This is a genomic window from Nocardioides sp. P4_G10 (genome assembly GCF_056401175.1).
The window spans coordinates 393025-411401 of the sequence record NZ_JBFUJV010000001.1; the positions used below are offsets into that span (position 1 = coordinate 393025).

General features: G+C 72.2%; 21 protein-coding genes. 10 read left to right on the forward strand and 11 right to left on the reverse strand.

Annotation, left to right across the window (positions count from 1 at the left end):
* Positions 1 to 252: 252 nt before the first annotated feature.
* The gene (locus AC1DP1_RS01900) at positions 253 to 1149 is read right to left on the reverse strand and encodes a hypothetical protein (RefSeq protein WP_477505394.1); all 897 of its coding nucleotides are present in this window, start codon (positions 1147 to 1149) and stop codon (positions 253 to 255) included.
* 426 nt (positions 1150 to 1575) lie between these two features.
* On the opposite strand from AC1DP1_RS01900, the gene AC1DP1_RS01905 reads away from it, so the two are divergent.
* From AC1DP1_RS01905 to AC1DP1_RS01935, 7 genes are all read left to right on the forward strand, one after another.
* Positions 1576 to 1884 carry a PadR family transcriptional regulator gene (locus AC1DP1_RS01905; RefSeq protein ID WP_477505684.1) on the forward strand — a complete coding sequence of 103 codons (309 nt, stop codon included), beginning with the start codon at positions 1576 to 1578 and terminating at the stop codon, positions 1882 to 1884.
* 1 nt (position 1885) lies between these two features.
* Positions 1886 to 2257, forward strand: a complete 372-nt coding sequence (locus tag AC1DP1_RS01910; RefSeq protein ID WP_477505395.1) for a DUF1048 domain-containing protein — start codon at positions 1886 to 1888, stop codon at positions 2255 to 2257.
* Complete coding sequence (locus tag AC1DP1_RS01915; protein WP_477505396.1) at positions 2254 to 3033, forward strand: ABC transporter ATP-binding protein; 780 nt, start codon at positions 2254 to 2256, stop codon at positions 3031 to 3033. Before AC1DP1_RS01910 ends, AC1DP1_RS01915 begins: the two co-directional genes overlap by 4 nt.
* Positions 3033 to 3800 carry an ABC transporter permease gene (locus AC1DP1_RS01920; RefSeq protein WP_477505397.1) on the forward strand — a complete coding sequence of 256 codons (768 nt, stop codon included), beginning with the start codon at positions 3033 to 3035 and terminating at the stop codon, positions 3798 to 3800. Before AC1DP1_RS01915 ends, AC1DP1_RS01920 begins: the two co-directional genes overlap by 1 nt.
* Positions 3801 to 3910: 110 nt before the next feature.
* Positions 3911 to 4456, forward strand: a complete 546-nt coding sequence (locus tag AC1DP1_RS01925) for a DinB family protein (RefSeq protein WP_477505398.1) — start codon at positions 3911 to 3913, stop codon at positions 4454 to 4456.
* A gap of 43 nt (positions 4457 to 4499) precedes the next feature.
* Entirely contained in the window at positions 4500 to 5438 is a 939-nt protein-coding gene (gene dapD, locus AC1DP1_RS01930; protein WP_477505399.1) for a 2,3,4,5-tetrahydropyridine-2,6-dicarboxylate N-succinyltransferase, read from the forward strand.
* A gap of 7 nt (positions 5439 to 5445) precedes the next feature.
* Positions 5446 to 6414 carry a VldE C-terminal domain-containing protein gene (locus AC1DP1_RS01935; RefSeq protein ID WP_477505400.1) on the forward strand — a complete coding sequence of 323 codons (969 nt, stop codon included), beginning with the start codon at positions 5446 to 5448 and terminating at the stop codon, positions 6412 to 6414.
* A 16-nt stretch (positions 6415 to 6430) separates the two neighbouring features.
* Here the strand turns inward: AC1DP1_RS01935 and dapC are convergent, their stop codons facing one another.
* Positions 6431 to 7546, reverse strand: coding sequence for a succinyldiaminopimelate transaminase (gene dapC, locus AC1DP1_RS01940; protein WP_477505401.1), 1116 nt, complete (start codon positions 7544 to 7546; stop codon positions 6431 to 6433).
* A complete protein-coding gene (fdxA, locus tag AC1DP1_RS01945) occupies positions 7543 to 7869 on the reverse strand; it encodes a ferredoxin (RefSeq protein WP_056604759.1) in 327 nt (108 codons plus the stop codon). Before fdxA ends, dapC begins: the two co-directional genes overlap by 4 nt.
* Before the next feature lie 78 nt (positions 7870 to 7947).
* On the opposite strand from fdxA, the gene AC1DP1_RS01950 reads away from it, so the two are divergent.
* Both AC1DP1_RS01950 and AC1DP1_RS01955 read left to right on the forward strand, forming a co-directional pair.
* Positions 7948 to 8874 (forward strand): GNAT family N-acetyltransferase, encoded by a 927-nt coding sequence (locus AC1DP1_RS01950; RefSeq protein WP_477505402.1) that lies wholly within the window; start codon positions 7948 to 7950, stop codon positions 8872 to 8874.
* Between the two features lie 39 nt (positions 8875 to 8913).
* Complete coding sequence (locus tag AC1DP1_RS01955) at positions 8914 to 9753, forward strand: hypothetical protein (RefSeq protein WP_477505403.1); 840 nt, start codon at positions 8914 to 8916, stop codon at positions 9751 to 9753.
* A gap of 39 nt (positions 9754 to 9792) precedes the next feature.
* On the opposite strand, the gene AC1DP1_RS01960 is transcribed toward AC1DP1_RS01955, so the two are convergent.
* The 4 genes from AC1DP1_RS01960 to AC1DP1_RS01975 are packed head-to-tail and all read right to left on the reverse strand — an operon-like array spanning position 9793 to position 13132.
* On the reverse strand, positions 9793 to 11541 hold the full coding sequence (locus AC1DP1_RS01960) for a VanW family protein (protein ID WP_477505404.1): 1749 nt from the start codon (positions 11539 to 11541) through the stop codon (positions 9793 to 9795).
* Between the two features lie 9 nt (positions 11542 to 11550).
* Positions 11551 to 11925 (reverse strand): hypothetical protein, encoded by a 375-nt coding sequence (locus AC1DP1_RS01965; RefSeq protein ID WP_477505405.1) that lies wholly within the window; start codon positions 11923 to 11925, stop codon positions 11551 to 11553.
* Positions 11922 to 12824, reverse strand: coding sequence for an N-acetyl-1-D-myo-inositol-2-amino-2-deoxy-alpha-D-glucopyranoside deacetylase (gene mshB / locus AC1DP1_RS01970; protein WP_477505406.1), 903 nt, complete (start codon positions 12822 to 12824; stop codon positions 11922 to 11924). The genes AC1DP1_RS01965 and mshB overlap by 4 nt, the downstream gene beginning before the upstream one ends.
* On the reverse strand, positions 12821 to 13132 hold the full coding sequence (locus AC1DP1_RS01975; protein ID WP_477505407.1) for a hypothetical protein: 312 nt from the start codon (positions 13130 to 13132) through the stop codon (positions 12821 to 12823). The genes mshB and AC1DP1_RS01975 overlap by 4 nt, the downstream gene beginning before the upstream one ends.
* A 41-nt stretch (positions 13133 to 13173) precedes the next feature.
* Here AC1DP1_RS01975 and AC1DP1_RS01980 point away from each other — a divergent pair, with 41 nt between their 5' ends.
* Positions 13174 to 14280 (forward strand): hypothetical protein, encoded by a 1107-nt coding sequence (locus AC1DP1_RS01980; RefSeq protein ID WP_477505408.1) that lies wholly within the window; start codon positions 13174 to 13176, stop codon positions 14278 to 14280.
* Position 14281: 1 nt separating this feature from the next.
* On the opposite strand, the gene AC1DP1_RS01985 is transcribed toward AC1DP1_RS01980, so the two are convergent.
* Genes AC1DP1_RS01985 through AC1DP1_RS02000 form a run of 4 tightly spaced genes read right to left on the reverse strand, consistent with a single transcriptional unit; the run spans position 14282 to position 18374 of the window.
* Positions 14282 to 15088: a thioesterase family protein gene (locus tag AC1DP1_RS01985; RefSeq protein WP_477505409.1), complete on the reverse strand. Its 807-nt coding sequence runs from the start codon at positions 15086 to 15088 to the stop codon at positions 14282 to 14284.
* Positions 15089 to 15113: 25 nt separating this feature from the next.
* Complete coding sequence (locus AC1DP1_RS01990; protein WP_477505410.1) at positions 15114 to 16163, reverse strand: family 43 glycosylhydrolase; 1050 nt, start codon at positions 16161 to 16163, stop codon at positions 15114 to 15116.
* Between the two features lie 25 nt (positions 16164 to 16188).
* On the reverse strand, positions 16189 to 16815 hold the full coding sequence (locus AC1DP1_RS01995) for a histone deacetylase (protein ID WP_477505411.1): 627 nt from the start codon (positions 16813 to 16815) through the stop codon (positions 16189 to 16191).
* On the reverse strand, positions 16812 to 18374 hold the full coding sequence (locus AC1DP1_RS02000; RefSeq protein WP_477505412.1) for a peptide ligase PGM1-related protein: 1563 nt from the start codon (positions 18372 to 18374) through the stop codon (positions 16812 to 16814). The genes AC1DP1_RS01995 and AC1DP1_RS02000 overlap by 4 nt, the downstream gene beginning before the upstream one ends.
* Positions 18375 to 18377: the final 3 nt, after the last annotated feature.

The window sequence follows — 18377 nt, forward strand, 5'->3', positions numbered from 1 at the left end:
CCCGCCGGGTTCTAGTGAGGTGGCGGCCGGCTCGCCGCACCCGTTCTTCCCGAGGCTCGCCGCTGATGACGGCTCAGACGCCTGCCCCGATCGTACGGCTCGGGCGCGGGCGCCCGCCAATCGATTGCCCGGTGCGGGAGGTAGTCCAGTGGCAAACGGTCGTCCGGACGGCCCACGGACAGCCATTTCTCACTGGACTACCCCGGCATGGTGGCCAGGGCGCTCGCTCCGCAGCACGCCGAGGTCCCTGGCTCAGGCGCTCCTTCGATAGCGCAGGAAGCGCGCCTTCTCCACCTCGGTCAGCGAGCGCCGAAGCTCGACGGCGTGCGTGGGCGTCCACCACGAGGGCGCCGCCACGGTCCAGGACCCAGCGCCTCCCCGGTCGGCGCGGTCCACCGCGGAGCGCAGCCGGGACGTGAACCTGCCGAGGTCGTGCCAGTCCGTGGCCAGCATGGTCACCGGCTCGAGGCCGATGTCGCGATAAGCGGTCTCCTTGTCCAGGTCTGCGGAGACGCCGGCAAGGCTCAGGTGGACCGCGCCGTTGTAGAGGCCGAGCACACCCAGCTCGGGACTGATGAGGTCCGGCGTGCCCACGTGCCGACCGTCCGCAGTGAACACCGGGATGTTGCACCACGGACGCGGCAGGCCGGCTCGCTTGGTCCACGCGCCGCGCATCCTCGTCTCCTGGGGCGACCAGGAGTTCTCGTCCGCCTCCTCGAGGGCGTCACGCGCCTGCTGGATGCCGGTCACCGGGCCGAGCGCAGCGACGTACGAGCCGACCTCGGCGACACTCACCAGGTCGGAGTAGCAGCCCATGTCGAGGGCGACCACCGCGTCCCCCAGCCGCGCGGCGTACCGCATCTCGAACACCACGGACCGCACGGCGGCGGTCACCGGTACGCCGTCGACCACGACGATCTCGTCCGGGTGCAGGAACTCCTGGCTGACAGCGATCCCCCGCTGGCGCGACAGATGGCGCCCGGCCACCACGGTCACGTCCCGCTGGGCGACACCGCCGAGCGTCCCGTCGAACCAGGGACAGCCCAGCCACTGGAGGGCCGCCCACCCGGTGACGGCCTCGTCCTCCCTCAGCACGGCCGCTGCCTCGACGATCCGCTGCTGCGCCGTGACCTCGACCCGGGACGGCACGACGAGTCCGTGGCTGGTCGTCCGCCACCGCGGCCCGCGTGATTGCCCACGCGTCGGACCGACCGTGCCACGGGGGTCCACCCGCACGGGCGCCACCAGCTCGGGGCGGCGCTCGTGGAACGGAGGTGGGATGTACACCTCGAGGACATGCCCGCCAGCGGGGCGGCGTACCGGCCTTCCACAGGCAGAAGTCGAGGCTCCGCCGCCCGGCCCAGGGGTAGTCCAGTGACAAACGGTCGTCCAGACGCCCCAGGGACAGCCACTTCTCACTGGACTACCGCCCCGAGGTCGGTATTCAGTGTTGCCAAGTACCGGTACTCTGTGACATTGTCTACCAGTACTCGGCAACACTGAATACCAGTGACACCGACTAGCGGGTCACGGAGACCGAGAGGAGGCGACGTGGGCAGCAAGCAGCTGACCGAGATGCTCAAGGGCACCCTCGAGGGGATCGTGCTCGCGATCCTGGGGACCAGCCCCGCCTACGGGTACGAGATCACTGCCCGGCTCCGGGAGCAGGGCTTCGCCGACATCGTCGAGGGCACGGTCTACGCCGTCCTCGTCCGGGTCGAGCAGCGCGGCCTCGTGGACGTGGAGAAGGTCCCGTCCGAGAAGGGCCCGCCGCGCAAGGTCTACACGCTCAACCGCGAGGGCCGGGCCGTCCTCACCGAGTTCTGGGGGAACTGGGAGTTCCTCTCCGCACGCATCGACCAGCTTCACGAGAAGGAGAACTGACATGGCTGCCAAGTGGCTCGACTCGATCACCGGATCGCTGGAGCAGAAGAAGCAGTACCGGCAGGCAAAGACTCGCCTGGAGGGCCTGCCGGAGCCGTACGCCACCGCCGCGGAGGCCGTCAACCGCTACCTCATGTACTTCGGTGGCGTCGTCGAGGGCGACGTCATCGTCCGCATGTTCGTCGACCTCGCCGACCTGTGGGAGCGGGCAGCCGTCGACGGCACGCCCGTCCACGACATCGTCGGGGACGACCCCGTCGCGTTCGCCGAGAACTACGCCGAGGCCTACGGCGGCAAGCGCTGGATCGACAAGGAGCGCGCCCGCCTGGTCCGGGCCTTCGACGACATCGAGAAGGGAGAAGAGGGGTCATGACCGCGACCGCCATCCGCATCCGCGGCGTAGAGAAGGCCTACGGTGAGCTGGAGGTGCTGCGGGGCGTCGACCTCGACGTCGCCCCCGGCAGCATCCTCGCCCTGCTCGGGTCCAACGGCGCCGGCAAGACCACGTTGGTGAAGATCCTCGCCACCCTGGTCCGGGCAGACGCCGGGACCGCCGAGGTCCACGGGTACGACGTCGTCGACGAGGACCGCGACGTCCGCGAGTCCATCAGCCTCACCGGCCAGTTCGCCGCCGTCGACGAGGTGCTGACCGGGCGGGAGAACCTCGTCCTCGTCGCCCGGCTGCGGCACGTGCCCGAGCCCGGCGCCGTGGCCGACCGCCTGCTCGAGCGCTTCGGCCTCGTCGACGCGGGCGATCGCAAGGCCGGCACCTACTCCGGCGGGATGCGCCGTCGTCTCGACATCGCGATGAGCCTCATCGGCGACCCGCCGGTCGTCGTCCTCGACGAGCCGACGACGGGGCTCGACCCGCAGGCACGCATCGAGGTCTGGAATACCGTCAGGCAGCTCGCCGAGTCGGGGACCACGGTGCTGCTGACGACCCAGTACCTCGACGAGGCCGAGCACCTCGCCGACCGCATCGCGATCCTCCACGGGGGTCGCATCGTCCAGAACGGCACCCTCGAGGAGCTCAAGAAGCTGTTGCCCCCGGCACGGGTCGAGTACGTCGAGAAGCAACCAAGCCTCGAAGAGGTCTTCCTCGCCCTCGTCGGCGAGCAGGTCCCGACCGCGGCAGGAAAGGAGTCCTGATGTCTGCCACCCACGCCGTCGCCGACACCGCCGTCCTCACCGGCAGGTCCCTGCGACACATCCTCCGCAGCCCCGACACGATCATCACCACGGCCGTCACCCCGATCGCCATGATGCTGCTGTTCGTCTACGTCCTGGGCGGAGCGATCGAGACCGGCTCGGACGAGCCCTACGTGACCTACCTGCTGCCGGGCATCCTGCTGATGACCATCGCCTCGGGCGTCGCCTACACGTCGTACCGCCTCTTCCTCGACCTCCAGGGCGGCATCGTCGAGCGCTTCCAGTCGATGCCGATCGGCCGGTCCGCGGTGCTGTGGGGCCACGTGCTGACCTCGCTGGTGGCCAACGCCGTCTCCCTCGCCATCGTCGTGGCGGTCGCGCTGGCGATGGGCTTCCGGTCGGGCGCGGGCGTCCTCGCCTGGCTGGGTGCGGCGGGCATCCTGCTGCTCTTCACCGTGGCCCTCACCTGGCTGGCGGTCGTCGCCGGTCTGTCGGCGAAGACCGTGGACGGCGCGAGCGCGTTCAGCTACCCGCTGATCTTCCTGCCGTTCATCAGCTCGGCGTTCGTCCCGACCGACTCGATGCCGGGCCCGGTGGCGTGGTTCGCCGAGAACCAGCCCGTCACCTCGATCGTCAACGCGATCCGGGCCCTCCTCGACGGACATCCGGCCGGATGGGACCTGTGGGTCGCCCTCGCCTGGTGCCTCGGCCTGCTCGTCGTGGCGTACGCCTGGGCGGTCGCGACGTACCGCAGGCGCCTGCGCTGACCGAGCTCGTCGGGCGGACCCATGCCGGGAGGCGGGGTCCGCCGTGAGCGTGCGCGCGGCGGCCGACAATCCACTTGGTCCGTCCGACGGACATGCGGTTGGCTGACGCCATGGCGAACCCCGGATACGACGGCATGTGGCTCCCGACCGACCAGGACCCGCGGATGCAGATGGGGCCGACGCGCGGAGAGCGCGAGTGCCTCATCGGCTACCTCGAGCACTACCGGCAGACGCTCGCACTCAAGTGCGACGGCCTCACCGCGACGCAGCTGGCGACCAGGGCGGTGCCGCCGTCGAACATCTCCCTGCTGGGCCTGGTGCGGCACATGGCGCGCGTCGAGCAGAGCTGGTTCCGCCGGGTGATCGAGGCACGGATGGACATCCCACGGCTGTTCCAGGACGAGGCCGACGACGCGGGCTTCACCTTCCCCGACGCCGACGACGACCTCGTCCGCGCCAGCCACGCTCTCTGGCAGTCGGAGATCGCCTACGCACGCGAGGTGCTCGAGCGCACCGACCTCGACGCCGTCGTCGACGTGCACGGCGAGCCCAGCGAGGTGCGGGACATCGTGGTGCACATGATCGAGGAGTACGCCCGCCACTGCGGGCACGCCGACCTCGTCCGCGAGTGCATCGACGGCCGCGCCGGCCAGTAGCCCGCCACCCGGGCGGGTGGGCCCGCCTCCGTAGGCTGTGCGCGTGACTGCTGCCTCCGGCTACGGCCTGCTGACCCTGCACGGCGACACGGTGCTCGACGCCTGGTTCCCCTCCCCCGTCCTCGGCGCCACCGAGGCCGACCCGTCGGAGGAGCTGGCCCAGCTCGACGGCGGCGAGGACGACTTCCGCGGCGTCACGCGCGTGGTCCGCCTCGTGGAGATCGCCGACCTGGACGCGGCGCCGTCGAGCACCGAGGACGTGTGGCTGCGGCTGCACCTGCTGTCCCACCGCCTCGTGAAGCCGCACGGCGTGAACCTCGACGGCGTCTTCGGCCTGCTCGCCAACGTCGTGTGGACCTCCGCCGGGCCGTGCGCGGTCGAGGGCTTCGAGCAGGTGCGCGCCAAGCTGCGCACCGTCGTGCCCGGGCACGTGGTGCAGGTCTTCGGCGTCGACAAGTTCCCGCGGATGACCGACTACGTCCTGCCCACCGGCGTCCGCATCGCCGACGCCGACCGGGTCCGCCTCGGCGCCCACCTGGCCGAGGGCACCACGGTGATGCACGAGGGGTTCGTGAACTTCAACGCCGGCACGCTCGGCGCGTCGATGGTCGAGGGCCGGATCTCGGCGGGTGTGGTCGTGGGCGACGGCTCCGACGTCGGAGGCGGCTCGTCGATCATGGGCACCCTGTCCGGCGGTGGCAAGGAGACCATCTCGGTCGGCGAGCGCTGCCTGATCGGCGCCAATGCCGGCATCGGCATCTCCCTCGGCGACGACTGCGTCGTGGAGGCCGGCTGCTACGTCACCGCGGGCACCAAGGTGACCGTCACCGACATGGACGGCAAGCCTGCGATCGTGAAGGCGGCCACCCTCTCGGGCGTCGACAACATCCTCTTCCGCCGCAACTCGGTCAGCGGCGCCATCGAGGCGGTGCCGTGGAAGGGCGACGGGATCGCCCTCAACGCGGCGCTGCACGCCAACTAGGGCCTCCGTGCCGTCCCTCCGCACGGCCGCCATCGGCGCGGTGGTCGCGCTCGGGGCCGTCGCGACCGCCGTGGTCCTCGTGGACCGCGGTGCCGTGCCGCCCCTCCTCGACAGCAGCGGCTGCACCGCCGAGGTCGACGGCCACACCGTCGAGGTCGACCTCGAACAGGCCGAGAACGCCGCCCTCATCACGGCCGTCGCCCTCGAGCGCGGCATGCCCGCCCGGGCGGCCAGCATCGCGCTCGCGACGGCGTACCAGGAGTCGAAGCTCTACAACATCGACTACGGCGACCGGGACTCCGTCGGCCTGTTCCAGCAGCGGCCCTCCCAGGGCTGGGGCAGCGTCGCGCAGCTGACCGACCCCGTCTACGCGACCAACGCCTTCTACGACGCGCTGCAGAAGGTCGACGGCTACGACAGCATGGAGATCACCGTCGCCGCGCAGGAGGTGCAGCGCTCGGGCTACCCCGACGCCTACGCCGACCACGAGCAGGACGGCCGCGCGCTCGCCTCCGCGCTGACCGGCAACTCGCGCGCCGCCCTGTGGTGCGACGTCCCGGGCGACGCCGACGAGGCGGACGACGCGATCGACGAGACCGGCCTGGTGTCGCGCGCCGCCGTCGTACGCCGTGACCTGGAGACGCGTTTCGGCGCGCTGTCGCTCGGCGGGTTCGAGCCCGGCGGCGTGTCGAGCGGCCACATGGAGGGCTCGGCCCACTACGAGGGCCGCGCGATCGACGTGTTCTTCCGACCGATCACCGACGAGAACAAGAAGCGCGGCTGGGCGATGGCGTCCTACCTCGTCGCCAACGCCGACCGGCTCGACATCAAGACCGTGATCTTCGACGACCGCATCTGGCGCGCCGGCTCGTGGTCGGGTGACGGGTGGGGCAACTACCGGGTGCCGTCGTCGTCACGCGGCGACCGGGCGATCCTGGAGCACCGCGACCACGTGCACGTCGACGTCTTCGACTGACGGGCTCGCGCCAGTCTCAACCGGCCAGGCGACGGGCGGCGGCGGCGACCCGCTCGTCGGTCGCGGTGAAGGCGACGCGCACGTGCTGGCGTCCCGTCGGGCCGTAGAACTCACCCGGCGCCACGAGGATCCCCTGCTCGGCGAGCGCGGCCACCGTCTGCCAGCAGTCCTCGCCCCGGGTCGCCCAGAGGTAGAGGGAGGCCTCGGAGTGGTCGATGCGGAAGCCGGCGGCCTCGAACGCGTCCTTCAGCAGCAGGCGACGGGCGGCGTACGTCGCGCGCTGCACGTCGACGTGGGCGTCGTCGTCGAGGGCGGCGATCATCGCGCGCTGCTGCGGGCCGGGCATCTGGAGGCCGAGGTTCTTGCGAACCGCGAGCAGCTCTCCTACCAGCGCCGGGTCGCCGGCCACGAAGGCGCAGCGGTAGCCGGCGAGGTTGGACCGCTTGGAGAGGGAGTGGACGGCGAGGATGCCCCTCAGGGAGCCGCCGTTGACCTGCGGGTCGAGGATCGACAGCGGCCGCTCGGCGGGGTCGTCGGACCAGGCGCACTCGATGTAGCACTCGTCGGAGACGAGCACCGTGCCGCGCTCGCGGCACCAGTCGACCACCTTGCGGAGGTGGGCCAGCGGCAGCACCCGGCCCGTCGGGTTGGCCGGGCTGTTGAGCCACAGGAGGCGCGGCGTGCGGGGACCGAACGCCGTCAGCGAGTCGGTGGCCAGGCTGTCGGCACCGGCCAGCGCCGCGCCGACCTCGTAGGTCGGGTAGGCCAGCGCCGGGTAGCCGATCAGGTCACCCGGACCGATGCCGAGGTGGAGCGCCATCGACCCGATGAGCTCCTTGGAGCCCGTCACCGGCAGCACGCCGTCGAGGCCGAGACCGGTCACGCCGTGGCGGCGGGCCAGCCAGTCGATCGCCGCCTGGCGCGTCGCCTCGAGCCCGATCGTCGTCGGGTAGCCCGGTGAGTCGGACGCCGCCCGCAGCGCGTCCTGGACGACGACGGGCGTGGGGTCGACGGGGGTGCCGACCGAGAGGTCGCAGACCCCGTCGGGGTGGGCGCGCGCCGTCTCGGCGTACGTCGTCAGCTTGTCCCAGGGGAAGTCCGGGAGCCGGCGGGAGACCGGCTGGGACGTCACTCGTCGTGCTCCTGCGGGGGCAGCGCGGCGACGAGCTCGTGGTCCTTGTCGATGACGCCCATCTTGGCGGCGCCACCGGGCGAGCCGAGGTCGTCGAAGAAGTGGACGTTGGCGTCGTAGTAGCCCTTCCACTCCTCCGGGGTGTCGTCCTCGTAGAAGATCGCCTCGACCGGGCAGACCGGCTCGCAGGCGCCACAGTCGACGCACTCGTCGGGGTGGATGTAGAGCATCCGCTTGCCCTCGTAGATGCAGTCGACGGGGCACTCGTCGACGCACGCGCGGTCCTTGAGGTCGACGCACGGCTGGGCGATGACGTAGGTCACCAGGTCCTCCTGAAAGGCGGATGTGATCGGGGTGGTTCGGATCGGGTCTTGCAGTCCCTCCACTCTAGTATCCGGCGGGTGCCGGACACGTCAGAACCCCATGCCAGCGAGACGACCGGGCGCCATGCGCTCGGCCCCCACGTGGTGGGCCAGCGCGTCGTCGTGCGCCACCTGCTGCCGGACGGCCGGGCGACCGACGTCCTCGGCACCTGTACGTCGTGGGGCCCGGACTCGCTCACCATCGACCGGGACGGCCCGCCGGGGCAGGCCGGACCCGTCGTGATCGCCCTCGCCGACGTGGTGACAGGCAAGCCCGTGCCGCCGCGCGCCTCCGTGCGGTCGCGGTTGGCGCCGCAGGAGGTGGAGGAGCACGTGGCGGCGCTGTGGGACTCGGTGACCACCGAACCGCTGGGCCACTGGCTGCTGCGGGCCTCTCCCCCGCACGGCGGCCGGCTGCGGCGCCGCGGCAACTCGGCGCTGGCGATGCACGAGCCCGGCATCGGGTGGGCCGACGCTGCCTTCGGCGTACGCCGTTTCTACGAGGCGCTGGAGCAGACGCCGCTCGTGCAGGTGCAGCGAGGGTCGGACGTCGAGCGGACCCTGGCCCCTCTGGGCTTCGCGCCGATGGGCGACGGTGACGCGCACGCCCAGCTGGCGTCCGTGGCCCGCGCCCTGCGCTCGGTGCGCGCGGCTGCCCCCGACGTCCCCGCCACCCTCGACGAGCAGCCCGGCTCGGCCACGGCCTCACTGGCCTCAGGCGCCGCGACCGGGCGCGGGGTGCTGTCCGGCGACTGGCTGCTCGTCGAGTCGGTGGTCGTCGACGCCGCCGAGCGGCGTCGCGGCCTGGCCACCGCCGTCCTGGCGGAGCTCCTCGACTGGGGCGCCTCGCTGGGCGCGACCACCGCGCTGCTGCACGTGGAGACCGACAACGAGGGCGCGATCGCGCTCTACGAGCGGCACGGCTTCGTGACCCACCACACCAACCGCTACCTCGTCGGCTCGTAGCGGAACTTCCTGTCACCCGACGTCCTGTTGGATGGCTCGGTGACCACCGCGCAGCGCACCACCGCACCCGCACCGACCGGAGCCGACCGCGGCCGCCAGGTCGGCGTCACGATCGCCGAGGTGTTCTGCATCGTCGGCACGCTCGTCGGCGTCGGCGTGATCGGCACCCGTGTCGCGGAGAGCTCGGGCGGCGCGCTCTCCGCCGACGCCACCCTGCTCGCCCCGCTCGGTCCGGCCTTCTCGATCTGGTCGGTGGTGTACGCCGGCCTGGCCGCCTACACGCTCTGGCAGTGGCTGCCCTCGTCGAGCACCGACCCGCGCGCCCGCAGCACCGGGTGGCTCGCTGCCGCCTCCATGGTGCTGAACGCCGGCTGGCTGCTGGTCACCCAGCAGGGTTGGCTGTGGGCGAGCGTCGTGGTGATCCTGGCCCTCGTCGCCGTCCTCGGTGTGCTCGTCCAGCGCCTGGCCGACCTCGGCCCCGCGCCCTCCCTCGTGCAACGCGTCGTGGTCGACGGCACCTTCGGCCTCTACCTGGGCTGGGTCGCGGTGGCGACGTGCGCCAACATCACCGCCACCCTCGTGGCGGAGGGTGTCGAGACCTCGACCCTGGTGGGCGAGCTGGTCGCAGCCCTCGTCATCGCCGTCGTCGTGGTGGTCGCGGGGGTCGTCGTGGCTCGCACCGGGCCGCGGTGGAGCGTCGCCGCGGCTGCGTCCTGGGGCCTGGCCTGGATCGCCGTCGGCCGGCTCACCGACGAGCCGGCCTCCACCCTCGTGGGTGTCGTCGCGGCCGTCGCGGCCGTGGCCGTGCTCGGGCTGACCGCCCGGGCCGCCGTCCGGGACAGTCGCGTGCCGGGCGACGCGGCGACCACGACCGGCTGAGCACTCCACTCGCGGCGAGGGGCCGCCGGCGCCCTGCGTCTACTCGTCGACCGCGTCGGGGTTGGTGCAGATCACCGTGTCGCTGGGGGTGTAGGTCGTGCTGAAGACCTCGTCGTCACGCGTCTCCGTGTTCTCACCGACGGGCTGGAAGTAGCGCACCACGTCGATGTCGAAGCCGCCGAAACCCTCGTTCTCGTGGCAGGTCAGCGAGTCGATGCGCCGGGTCTTGTGCGGCGTGAGGTTGTGGCGCTCGCCCGTGGTGGTGGTGATGTCCCAGTACTTCGTGGAGTACATGGTGACCGTCACCGCACCGGAGGACGACGGCGTCGAGTTCGTGAACGAGGTGTCGATCAGCACGCCGTAGGGGGTGTCGTTGCGGAACTGCAGGTCGACGGCGCCCCACGCGACGGTCGCCTCGCGCCCGATCGGGTAGCGGTCGATGTAGAACGAGTGCGGCTTGTGCTCGACGTCCTCGAGCCCGGCGAAGAACATGCCGTTGAACAGGGTGGTGGCCATCTGCGAGACGCCGCCGCCGAGGTCCTGCACGAGGATGCCGTCGTTGATGACGTAGCCCTTGGTGAAGCCGTTGGCCTCGGTGCGCTCGCCCACGGTGTCGTTGAGGGAGAAGGTCTCGCCGGGCTTCAGCAGCGTGCCGCCGATGAGCGCCGCGGCACGACCGATGTTGACGTTGCGGTACTCCGCGTAGGGGAAGTAGGTCGTGAAGGTCGAGACCCGCTCGCGGACCCGCAGTGCGCGGGCCTCCTTGGTGGTGAAGTCGGGCTTGGCCACCGTGGCGGTGAGGGCCAGGGTCCGCTCGCCCTGCGGCTTGGCGACGGCGCCGAGGAAGCCTGCCTCGAGCTCGGCGGGGTCGAAGGTGACGCCCGGCTTGGCCGGGACGACCTGCGGTCGGCCGCCGACCAGCGTGACGGTGGCGTCGACCGGCGCGCCCTGCGTGATGCGGGCGCCGACGACCTCGTTGAGCTTCGCCGGGTCGAGGGTCGGCACCAGCTCGCCGTTCGTCGGGACCAGGGTGAGGGCGGCCGTGTAGTCAGCCGGGAACACCTTGACGTTCGAACCCTCGAACGTCAGCGTCACGGGCGCTGCGACCGCCGGGGACGCGAAGCCGTCGAGAGCCTCCTGGACGTCGGAGCCGTCGATGTCGGGCTGCACCTCGGCCATCTCGAGGGCGACGACGTCGGGGTCCTCGTCGAGGAACGCCCCCTGCAGCGCGGTCAGGGTGTCGCTGGGGTCGAGCGCCTTGCCCGTGCGGGCGTCGGTGGTCTTGATCTGCTCGCCGTCGAAGGCGACGGCCCCGTCACGGGCCGTGGCGCCGTACTGCTCGTCGGCACCGGTGAGGAACGCGTTGTAGGTGGGCTCGTCGACCTCGACCTCGGCGTCGAAGGCCTCCCCGCCGGTGAAGTAGTTCCAGAGCCGGACCGGGTCCCAGCTCTCCTCGCCCCCGGCCTCGGCGACCGAGGACTGGTAGTCGACCGAGAGCCCGGCCCGGGCGGGGTCGACGGCCACCGGCTCGCCGTCGACGGTCGTCGCGATGTCGCGCGCGACCCGGTCGGCTAGCCCGGCCTGCAGCCGCTCGGCGGCCTCGTCCTGGGGGTGCCCGCCGATGCGGACGCCGGCGACGGTCGTGTTGCGCGGGACCTTGTCGCCGGCGACGTAGTGCGCGGCGACGTAGGTCCCGCCGAAGAGCACCACGAGCCCGAGGAGCAGCCACAGCACGACTTTGGCGCCCGCCTTCTCGCGGGGCTGCGCACTGGTCTGGTTCTTCGGCACGCGGCGAGTCTAGGAGGGCAGACCACGAACTCCCGGATCGTCGGCGCGCCCCGGACKACTCTCCCCGGGCGTACGACGTCCCGCGCCGGCGGTCGCCACGGCAGCCACCAGGAGCACTGCGGAGCCGGCCAGGAACGACCACCCGGCGGCGTCCCCGCTGATCAGGAAGCCGCCGCCCGGACGCTCCAGCGCGCCGCGCAGGACCGGCACGCACCAGCCCACCGCGAACGCCAGCCGCACTCCTCCCGGCGGCAGCCAGGCGAGGGTGGCGAGCGCGGCGGCGAGGGCCAGGGCGAGGCCCCACCAGCGTTGGTGGACGAGCGTGCCCGCGGCACCGGACACGAGCCCGACCACGAGGGCCGCCAGCCCGTAGGCCGTCCTCACAGTCCCGCGAACAGGTCCTCCTCGAACCCGTCCGCGCCGGCCGCGCCGGCGGTGCCCCGCGCCAGGCGGTAGTACTCCTCCGCCCACCACGAGTGGCCGCTCTCGGCCCCGGAGAAGAAGTGGCCGTCCTGCTCGACCTGGGTCGCGTGCTTGGCGAGGGCATCCATCTTCCGCTGGACCGTCTCCCGCCCGTCGACGCGCGCGCTGATCAGCTCGTCGGGCGTGACGAACGGCGGCAGCTTGCCGTCGGGCTCCATGCCCTTGAAGGTCTCGGTGTCGCCCGACTCGCGGAGCTCGCGGAGGCTCCCGCGCATCCGCGACTCGCTCATCGCGGTCCAGTAGATCTTGGCGATGTCGTGCGGCTCGCCGAGCTCGAGCCGGTAGGACGGGACGGCCGCCAGCTGGGCGGCGTACATCGCGACGCGGTGGGCCTGGATGTGGTCGGGGTGGCCGTAGCCGCCGAACTGGTCGTAGGTGACGAGCACCTGCGGCCGCACCTCGCGGATCACCTTCACCAGCTCGTCGGCCGCCTCGGTGAGGTCGGCGTTCCAGAAGGCGTTGTCGGGGATCTCCTGGGCGGGGATCGCGTGCCCCTCCTCGTGCCACGCCATGCCCGAGTCGTGGAAGCGGCCGAAGCCGCCGAGGAAGCGGTGGTCGGTGACCCCGATGACCTTCATCGCCTCGTCCAGCTCGCCGCGGCGGTGCTCCCCGAGCCCGCCCTTCTCCTCGTAGGCGAGGTAGGAGAGCTCGGGCACCAGCACCTCGCCCATCTCGCCGGCGGTGCAGGTCACGAGGGTGACGCCGACACCCTCGTCGACGTAGCGCGCCATGGTGGCGCCGTTGTTGATGCACTCGTCGTCGGGGTGGGCGTGGACGAGCAGCATGCGGTGGTCGGTCATGAGTCAGAGCCTAGATCGGGCCGCTTGATCCTCCGGGGCGCGGTCGGGAGGATCAGCGGTGGGGGCGCCGGCAGCCCGGCGCCGCCGGCCTCGTCCGGGCCATCCTCCTCGTCGAGCCAGCCGTCGTGGGTGTCGACGAGGACCTCGAGCATGAACGCCGGGGCGTCGCTCAGCACCGCCCACGGGTGGTCCTCGTCGTCGTCCTCCCCCGCCAGTCGCTCGCGCGCCACGTCGGCCTCGAAGCCGTCGGCGCGGAGCCGGGCCACGACGGCCCGTGCATCGTCCTCGTCGAAGAAGATCGCCCTCACGGGGGTCATTCTCCACCGCGACCGCTGGCTAGTGTCGGAGGATGACCACCGCCTCGGAGCCGCCGAACGTCCAGGGCGTCCAGCTGCGACGCACCGACGAGAACGTCCGCGAGATCGCGGCCCTCGCCGCGGTGCTCGGAGAGCCCACCGGCCTCGACGGGCTGCTCGACGACCTCAAGTACGACGTGCGGCGGGCGCGGGTCGTGCCCCGGCTGCTCGGCCGGGCGGTGCGCGAGGCGTACCGCTGGGACGACTACGACGAGCGCGACGAGCAGTGGTACCCCCAGGGCATCTCGACGAGCGCGGACTCCTCCGACACCGAGGACATCGATGGTCGTCGGGTCGTGGTGACGACCTGGTACTCCACGGGCAAGGACGGCGTGAAGCGCGGCTCCCGCGTGACCTTCGTCGACCTCGACTCCGGGAAGTACCGCCACGTGCTCCTGGTCTCGCCCGTCTTCGACAAGGCCGGCCACCTCACCCTCCGGCCGATGAGCATCCACGCCGGGGGCATCGTGTGGGCCGGCCCCTACCTCCACATCGCGGCCACGAGCCGCGGCTTCGTCACGGCGCGGGTCGACGACATCATGCGGGTGGCCGGGGACGACGACCATCCCGAGCGGTTCGGCATCGAGGGGACCTCGCTCTACTCCTACGGTCACCGCTACGTCCTGCCGGTCCGCTTCACCTACCAGGCCTTCGCCGACGAGGGTCACGAGAAGCTGCGCTACTCCTTCATGTCGCTCGACCGCCGCTCGGAGCCGCCGGCGCTGCTCGCGGGCGAGTACGCCCTCGACCCCGACGCGACGACCCGGCTCGCCCGCTACGAGCTCGACCCGGCGACGTGGCAGCTCGCCACGGGCGACGACGGCTTCTCGAGGCCGCTCGCGATCGACGAGGGCGGGGTGCGGCAGATGCAGGGCGCCGTCCTGGCCGGAGGTCGCTACCACGTCACGGTGTCCCACGGGCCGTGGATGCCGGGCAGCATCTTCGCCGGTCGTCCCGGCTCGATGCGCGAGCGGCGCTGGGCGCTCCCGATGGGGCCGGAGGACCTGACCTACTGGCCCTCGACCGACCGGATCTGGTCGGTCACCGAGCACCCCCGCCGACGGTGGATCGTGTCGATGGACCGGCGCTGGTTCGACTGAGTCAGGCGCGCGGCTGCATCGCCAGCTGACGACTCTGGGCGACGAGGCGTCCGGCGGAGTCCCAGACCTCGCAGTCCTCCTCGAACATCCCGCCGGCGACGTTGCGGGTGCGGTGCGAGACCTTCAACCACCCCGGCGCGGGGACGGCGCGGACGTGGACGGTGAGCTCGAGGGTCGGCGCCCAGCCGGGTCGGCCGAGGTCGAAGGTGACCGGCGGCAGGGCGTCGCAGACCATGAGCAGACCGAGGGGGTCGACGTCGTGGCCGTCGGCCATCCGGAACCATGCCTGGATGTGGCCGTTGCCGCTCGGGGCGCCCATCGCCCACCCCACGGTGGCCGGGTCGAAGCGCATGTCGAAGCGGTCCAGCAGGGGCGCCATCCGGCGGACGTCATCGGGGGCGAGCGACGCCGGGACGCACTCGTCGATCGGCGGCAGGCTGGGCTCCTCGGCGGTGGTGCCCACGTCGGAGGGCATCGCCCGCAGGTCGCCGTACGTCGCCAGGGCGGTGATCCGGGTGGCGCCCTCCTGGCCGAGCTCGGCGGCCACGGTCGCGACGGAGCCGCCCTCGCGCAGCACGCGTGTGGAGACCTGTGCGGCCCCGGGCCGCGAGGCGGAGAGGTAGTAGGCGCTGACCGCCAGTGGGTGCGGCTTGGACGGCACGGCCTCGGCGATCGCCCGGCCGATGACGCCGAGGAGGTAACCGCCGTTGACGCCACCGCCGACCACCCAGCCGGGGTCGAGCTCGGCGCCGAAGAGGCCGTCGCCGGTCGCGGTCAGGGAGGTGTGGGTGTCCCACTCGGAGGCCATCCTCCGAGCCTAGAACGGGCTCCGGTCAGCGGGCGCGGAGCCAGCGGGTGACCTGCGGCACACCGTCGAGCCAGCCCAGCTCGGCGGCGTACAGCGCCCGCCGGCCCCGCTGGCCGGGCTTGTGGTCCCACTTGCCGGTGCCGGCGCACGGGAGCACGGTGTCGCGGCAGGTCCAGCCGTGCAGGAACGCCGTCAGCTCGCCGTCCTTGCGCTCCACCAGGTCGGCACCACCCGGGCCGCACAGGCCGGTGGTCGTCGTGTCGAGGAAGACCCCGCCGACGGCCGCCGTCCAGTCGAGCAGCGCGGTCGAGCGGCGCCACGTCGTGCGGTAGCCGCAGCGCGTCCAGTCACCCTCGGAGGCCAGCAGCACGTAGCCCTCGGGCCGCAGGGTCAGCACAGGGTTCTCCAGGACCCCCTCGGAGCGGAGCAGCTCCACGCTGGTCGCACCGATCTGCACGGACTGACCGTCGCGGGTCAGGGCCACCACGCGGACGGTGGCGGGGATCCGGTCGGTCTTGTAGAGGAGGTACGACGACCCGTCGGCGTCGCGGAAGTAGGACGGGTCGATCACCCCGGCGCGCGGGAGCGTCGGGTCGCGGGGCAGCAGCGGGTCCTGCGCGGTGGGCGTGCCGGCGTACGACGGGCACACGAGCGGAGCACTGCCGACCGGTCGGAACGGCCCGCGCGCGGCGCGCGAACGCGCGACGCCGATGCAGCGTCCGTGCTCGCCCATCCCCTTCACCGGGGTGGCGTAGTAGAGGAGCCACTGGTTGCGCACCCGCGCCACGTCGACCGCCCACACGCCGCCCTCACGCGACCACGACGGCTTGTGCGTCAGCAGGCCCGGCCCGCGCCGCCACGGCCCGTCGGGCTGCCGCGACCAGGCGTGCGGGACCAGGTCGCCGGTGGCGTAGGCGACCAGGCCGCCGGGGGCCGCCACGACCGCGGGATCGGGGAAGTCGACGTTGAGCACCGGGCGCGGCACCCACTCGTCGGCAGACGCGGGACCGGCGATCGACAGCACGGTCGCGGCGAGCAGCAGCACGAGCAGGCGCGCTGCTCCTCGGTTCGGCACCGGGGGAACCTATCCCGGGGGCGGCTCACGCGGGCAACATTCGACGGAGCGTCTGCGCGGTCCATCGCGGTGCGACTCCGTCGGCTGCCGCGACATAGGCGACCCGCTCGTCGGGATCGAGCCCGAACCCGTCAGCCAGGCCCTCGAGCATCGTGCGGATGTAGGGCGCCGCCGGCGCGTTGGTGGGCGGGACGGTGGTGCCGGTGAGGGTGAGCATGCGGTGCCCGTCGAGCTCACCGACGTCGAGCAGGACGTCGTACGTCCGGGAGAGCCCGTGACGGGTCGGGCGCCCGTCGGGCTCCAGCACGAGGTCCGTGCCCACCGGCTGCCGCGCCTCCTGCGCGACGAGGTCGCCGAGCTGCTCGAGGCGCAGCAGGTAGGCGCGCGCGTGGACCGCTCCGCCGGCATGTCCGCCGGACTCGGCGGTGAAGAACGCCATGCCACCTCCCCACACGCTCGACTCACCGGCGAAGGACAGGCGGCCACGCAGCTCGACGGGTCGGACGTCGCGGGGCGGAGAGGGGTCGCGGCACCCGTCGTACCAGCGCTCGGCTCCCGGCGGGCGTCCGCCGGAGAGGTAGCAGCCCAGCCGGGCAGGCGACAGGTTCGTCCCGTAGGCGGCGTACCAGACGAAGGGCCCGCCGCCCGTCACGTGGGCAGCGTCCCCGGTGTGCGCGCCAGGGCCCCCTCCTCCAGGAGCGCGGTGGTCGCCTCCTGGTAGACACCCCAGGCCTGTTCGGGGTCGTTCCCTATCGCGGTCATGCCGAGACGCCCGCACTCGGTGACGCAGCTGAGCATGTGGAACACGACGCCGGTCTCGTGCGAGTGGTCGAAGTGCAGCCGCTTGCGTGCCATGACGTCGAACACGTCGCGCGTGGTGAGCGCGGTGAGCCGGTCGTCCTCGAGGTGGTCGGTCGCCACGAGGTACTTGGACGCTCCCGATGCCGCACGGTAGAGCCCCGCGTCGCCGTCGTACGCCCCACCGACGAGGTACTGCAGGGTGAGGAAGGGGTGGGTGGTCCCGCCCTTGCGGAGATTGAGCTCGATCGCGTACGCCGTCCAGTCGTCCTCGGCGTCCCGGACCGCGACGAAGTCGACGGCGAACCGGCCCAGGACGCCGCGGTCGGCGAGCTCCCTCCCGACGGCCATCGCCGGCTCGGAGATCAGGCGTGAGTACGACGGGTCGGCGGGGAAGACGCAGCCGAGGTACTTCTGCCCACTCGCTCCGCCGAGCAGCTGGTCGTGGGTCGAGAGCAGCTCGACGGTGCGGTCGGGCAGGACTCGCATCTGGACGCTCGGGCTGGTCAGCGCGGTGCCGGTGATCCGCTCCTCCACCACACCACCGAGGCGCTCGAAGGCCTCGAGGAAGGCATCCACCTCGAGGCCGACCGCCTCGGGCTGGAGCTCGAGCAGGCGGGAGCGCACGGCGGACGCCTCGCCGGGGTCACCGGGGGCGGGAAGTCCCCCGAGGTCGACGAGCGCGTTGCCCGAGCCGGACACCCCCTCGTTGATCTTCACGATCACCTCGCCCGGCGACGGGCCGGGGGCGCGCATCTTCGTGACCGAAGCCACGAGGTCGTCCACCGTCCGGAGGCCCTCGGCCCCCGCCGGAGCCCGGACGCCCACCTCCTCGAACAGCCGGCGGCACCCCGACTTGCTGCCGAGCGGTGCGAGGCGCGGGTCCGCCCCGTACATGGGGATGCCGAGACTGATCGCGACGTCCCGCTCGAGCTCGGTCGTCGTGTAGGGGATCAGGTGGCTCACGGACTGGTCGGGGATGAGCTCGCGGATCTGCCGCAGGACCCGGGGTCGGGCCAGCACCTTCTCGCTCAGCGGCCGCGGCGAGGCATCGCCGACAGAGACCAGCCGGAGTCGCCGGCGCGCCTGGCTCGGGACGACGCCGGGCAGGAGGCCGAGGTAGTACTCGATGATCTCGTCGGCGATCGGCGAGGAGGTGACGTAGACGAGGGTCAGCATCGGCTGCCGCAGGAGCAGCAGCTGGAAGAGTGCACGCTCCTCCATTGCCTGCATCAAGGTGCCGCTCGACGCGGTCGTGCGCTCGAGACTGATCGACGGCACGACGACCGCGGACTCCTCGGGCCGGTCGCGCCGCATGGCGTCCCACACGTGCGGCAGGTGCTGCTGGAGGCGGTCGAAGATGGCGTAGCGCTGCTCCTCGTCGAGGTCCCCCAACGTCGTCGATCCGTCCATCCG

Bases quoted from the DNA above. Each gene is read 5' to 3' on its own strand.
- AC1DP1_RS01985 (WP_477505409.1), bottom strand. From the start codon at position 15,088: ATGGCCTCCGAGTGGGACACCCACACCTCCCTGACCGCGACCGGCGAC.
- AC1DP1_RS01925 (WP_477505398.1), top strand. From the start codon at position 3,911: ATGGCGAACCCCGGATACGACGGCATGTGGCTCCCGACCGACCAGGAC.
- AC1DP1_RS01980 (WP_477505408.1), top strand. From the start codon at position 13,174: ATGACCACCGCCTCGGAGCCGCCGAACGTCCAGGGCGTCCAGCTGCGA.
- AC1DP1_RS01920 (WP_477505397.1), top strand. From the start codon at position 3,033: ATGTCTGCCACCCACGCCGTCGCCGACACCGCCGTCCTCACCGGCAGG.
- AC1DP1_RS01910 (WP_477505395.1), top strand. From the start codon at position 1,886: ATGGCTGCCAAGTGGCTCGACTCGATCACCGGATCGCTGGAGCAGAAG.
- AC1DP1_RS01905 (WP_477505684.1), top strand. From the start codon at position 1,576: ATGCTCAAGGGCACCCTCGAGGGGATCGTGCTCGCGATCCTGGGGACC.
- mshB (WP_477505406.1), bottom strand. From the start codon at position 12,824: ATGACCGACCACCGCATGCTGCTCGTCCACGCCCACCCCGACGACGAG.
- AC1DP1_RS01915 (WP_477505396.1), top strand. From the start codon at position 2,254: ATGACCGCGACCGCCATCCGCATCCGCGGCGTAGAGAAGGCCTACGGT.
- AC1DP1_RS02000 (WP_477505412.1), bottom strand. From the start codon at position 18,374: ATGGACGGATCGACGACGTTGGGGGACCTCGACGAGGAGCAGCGCTAC.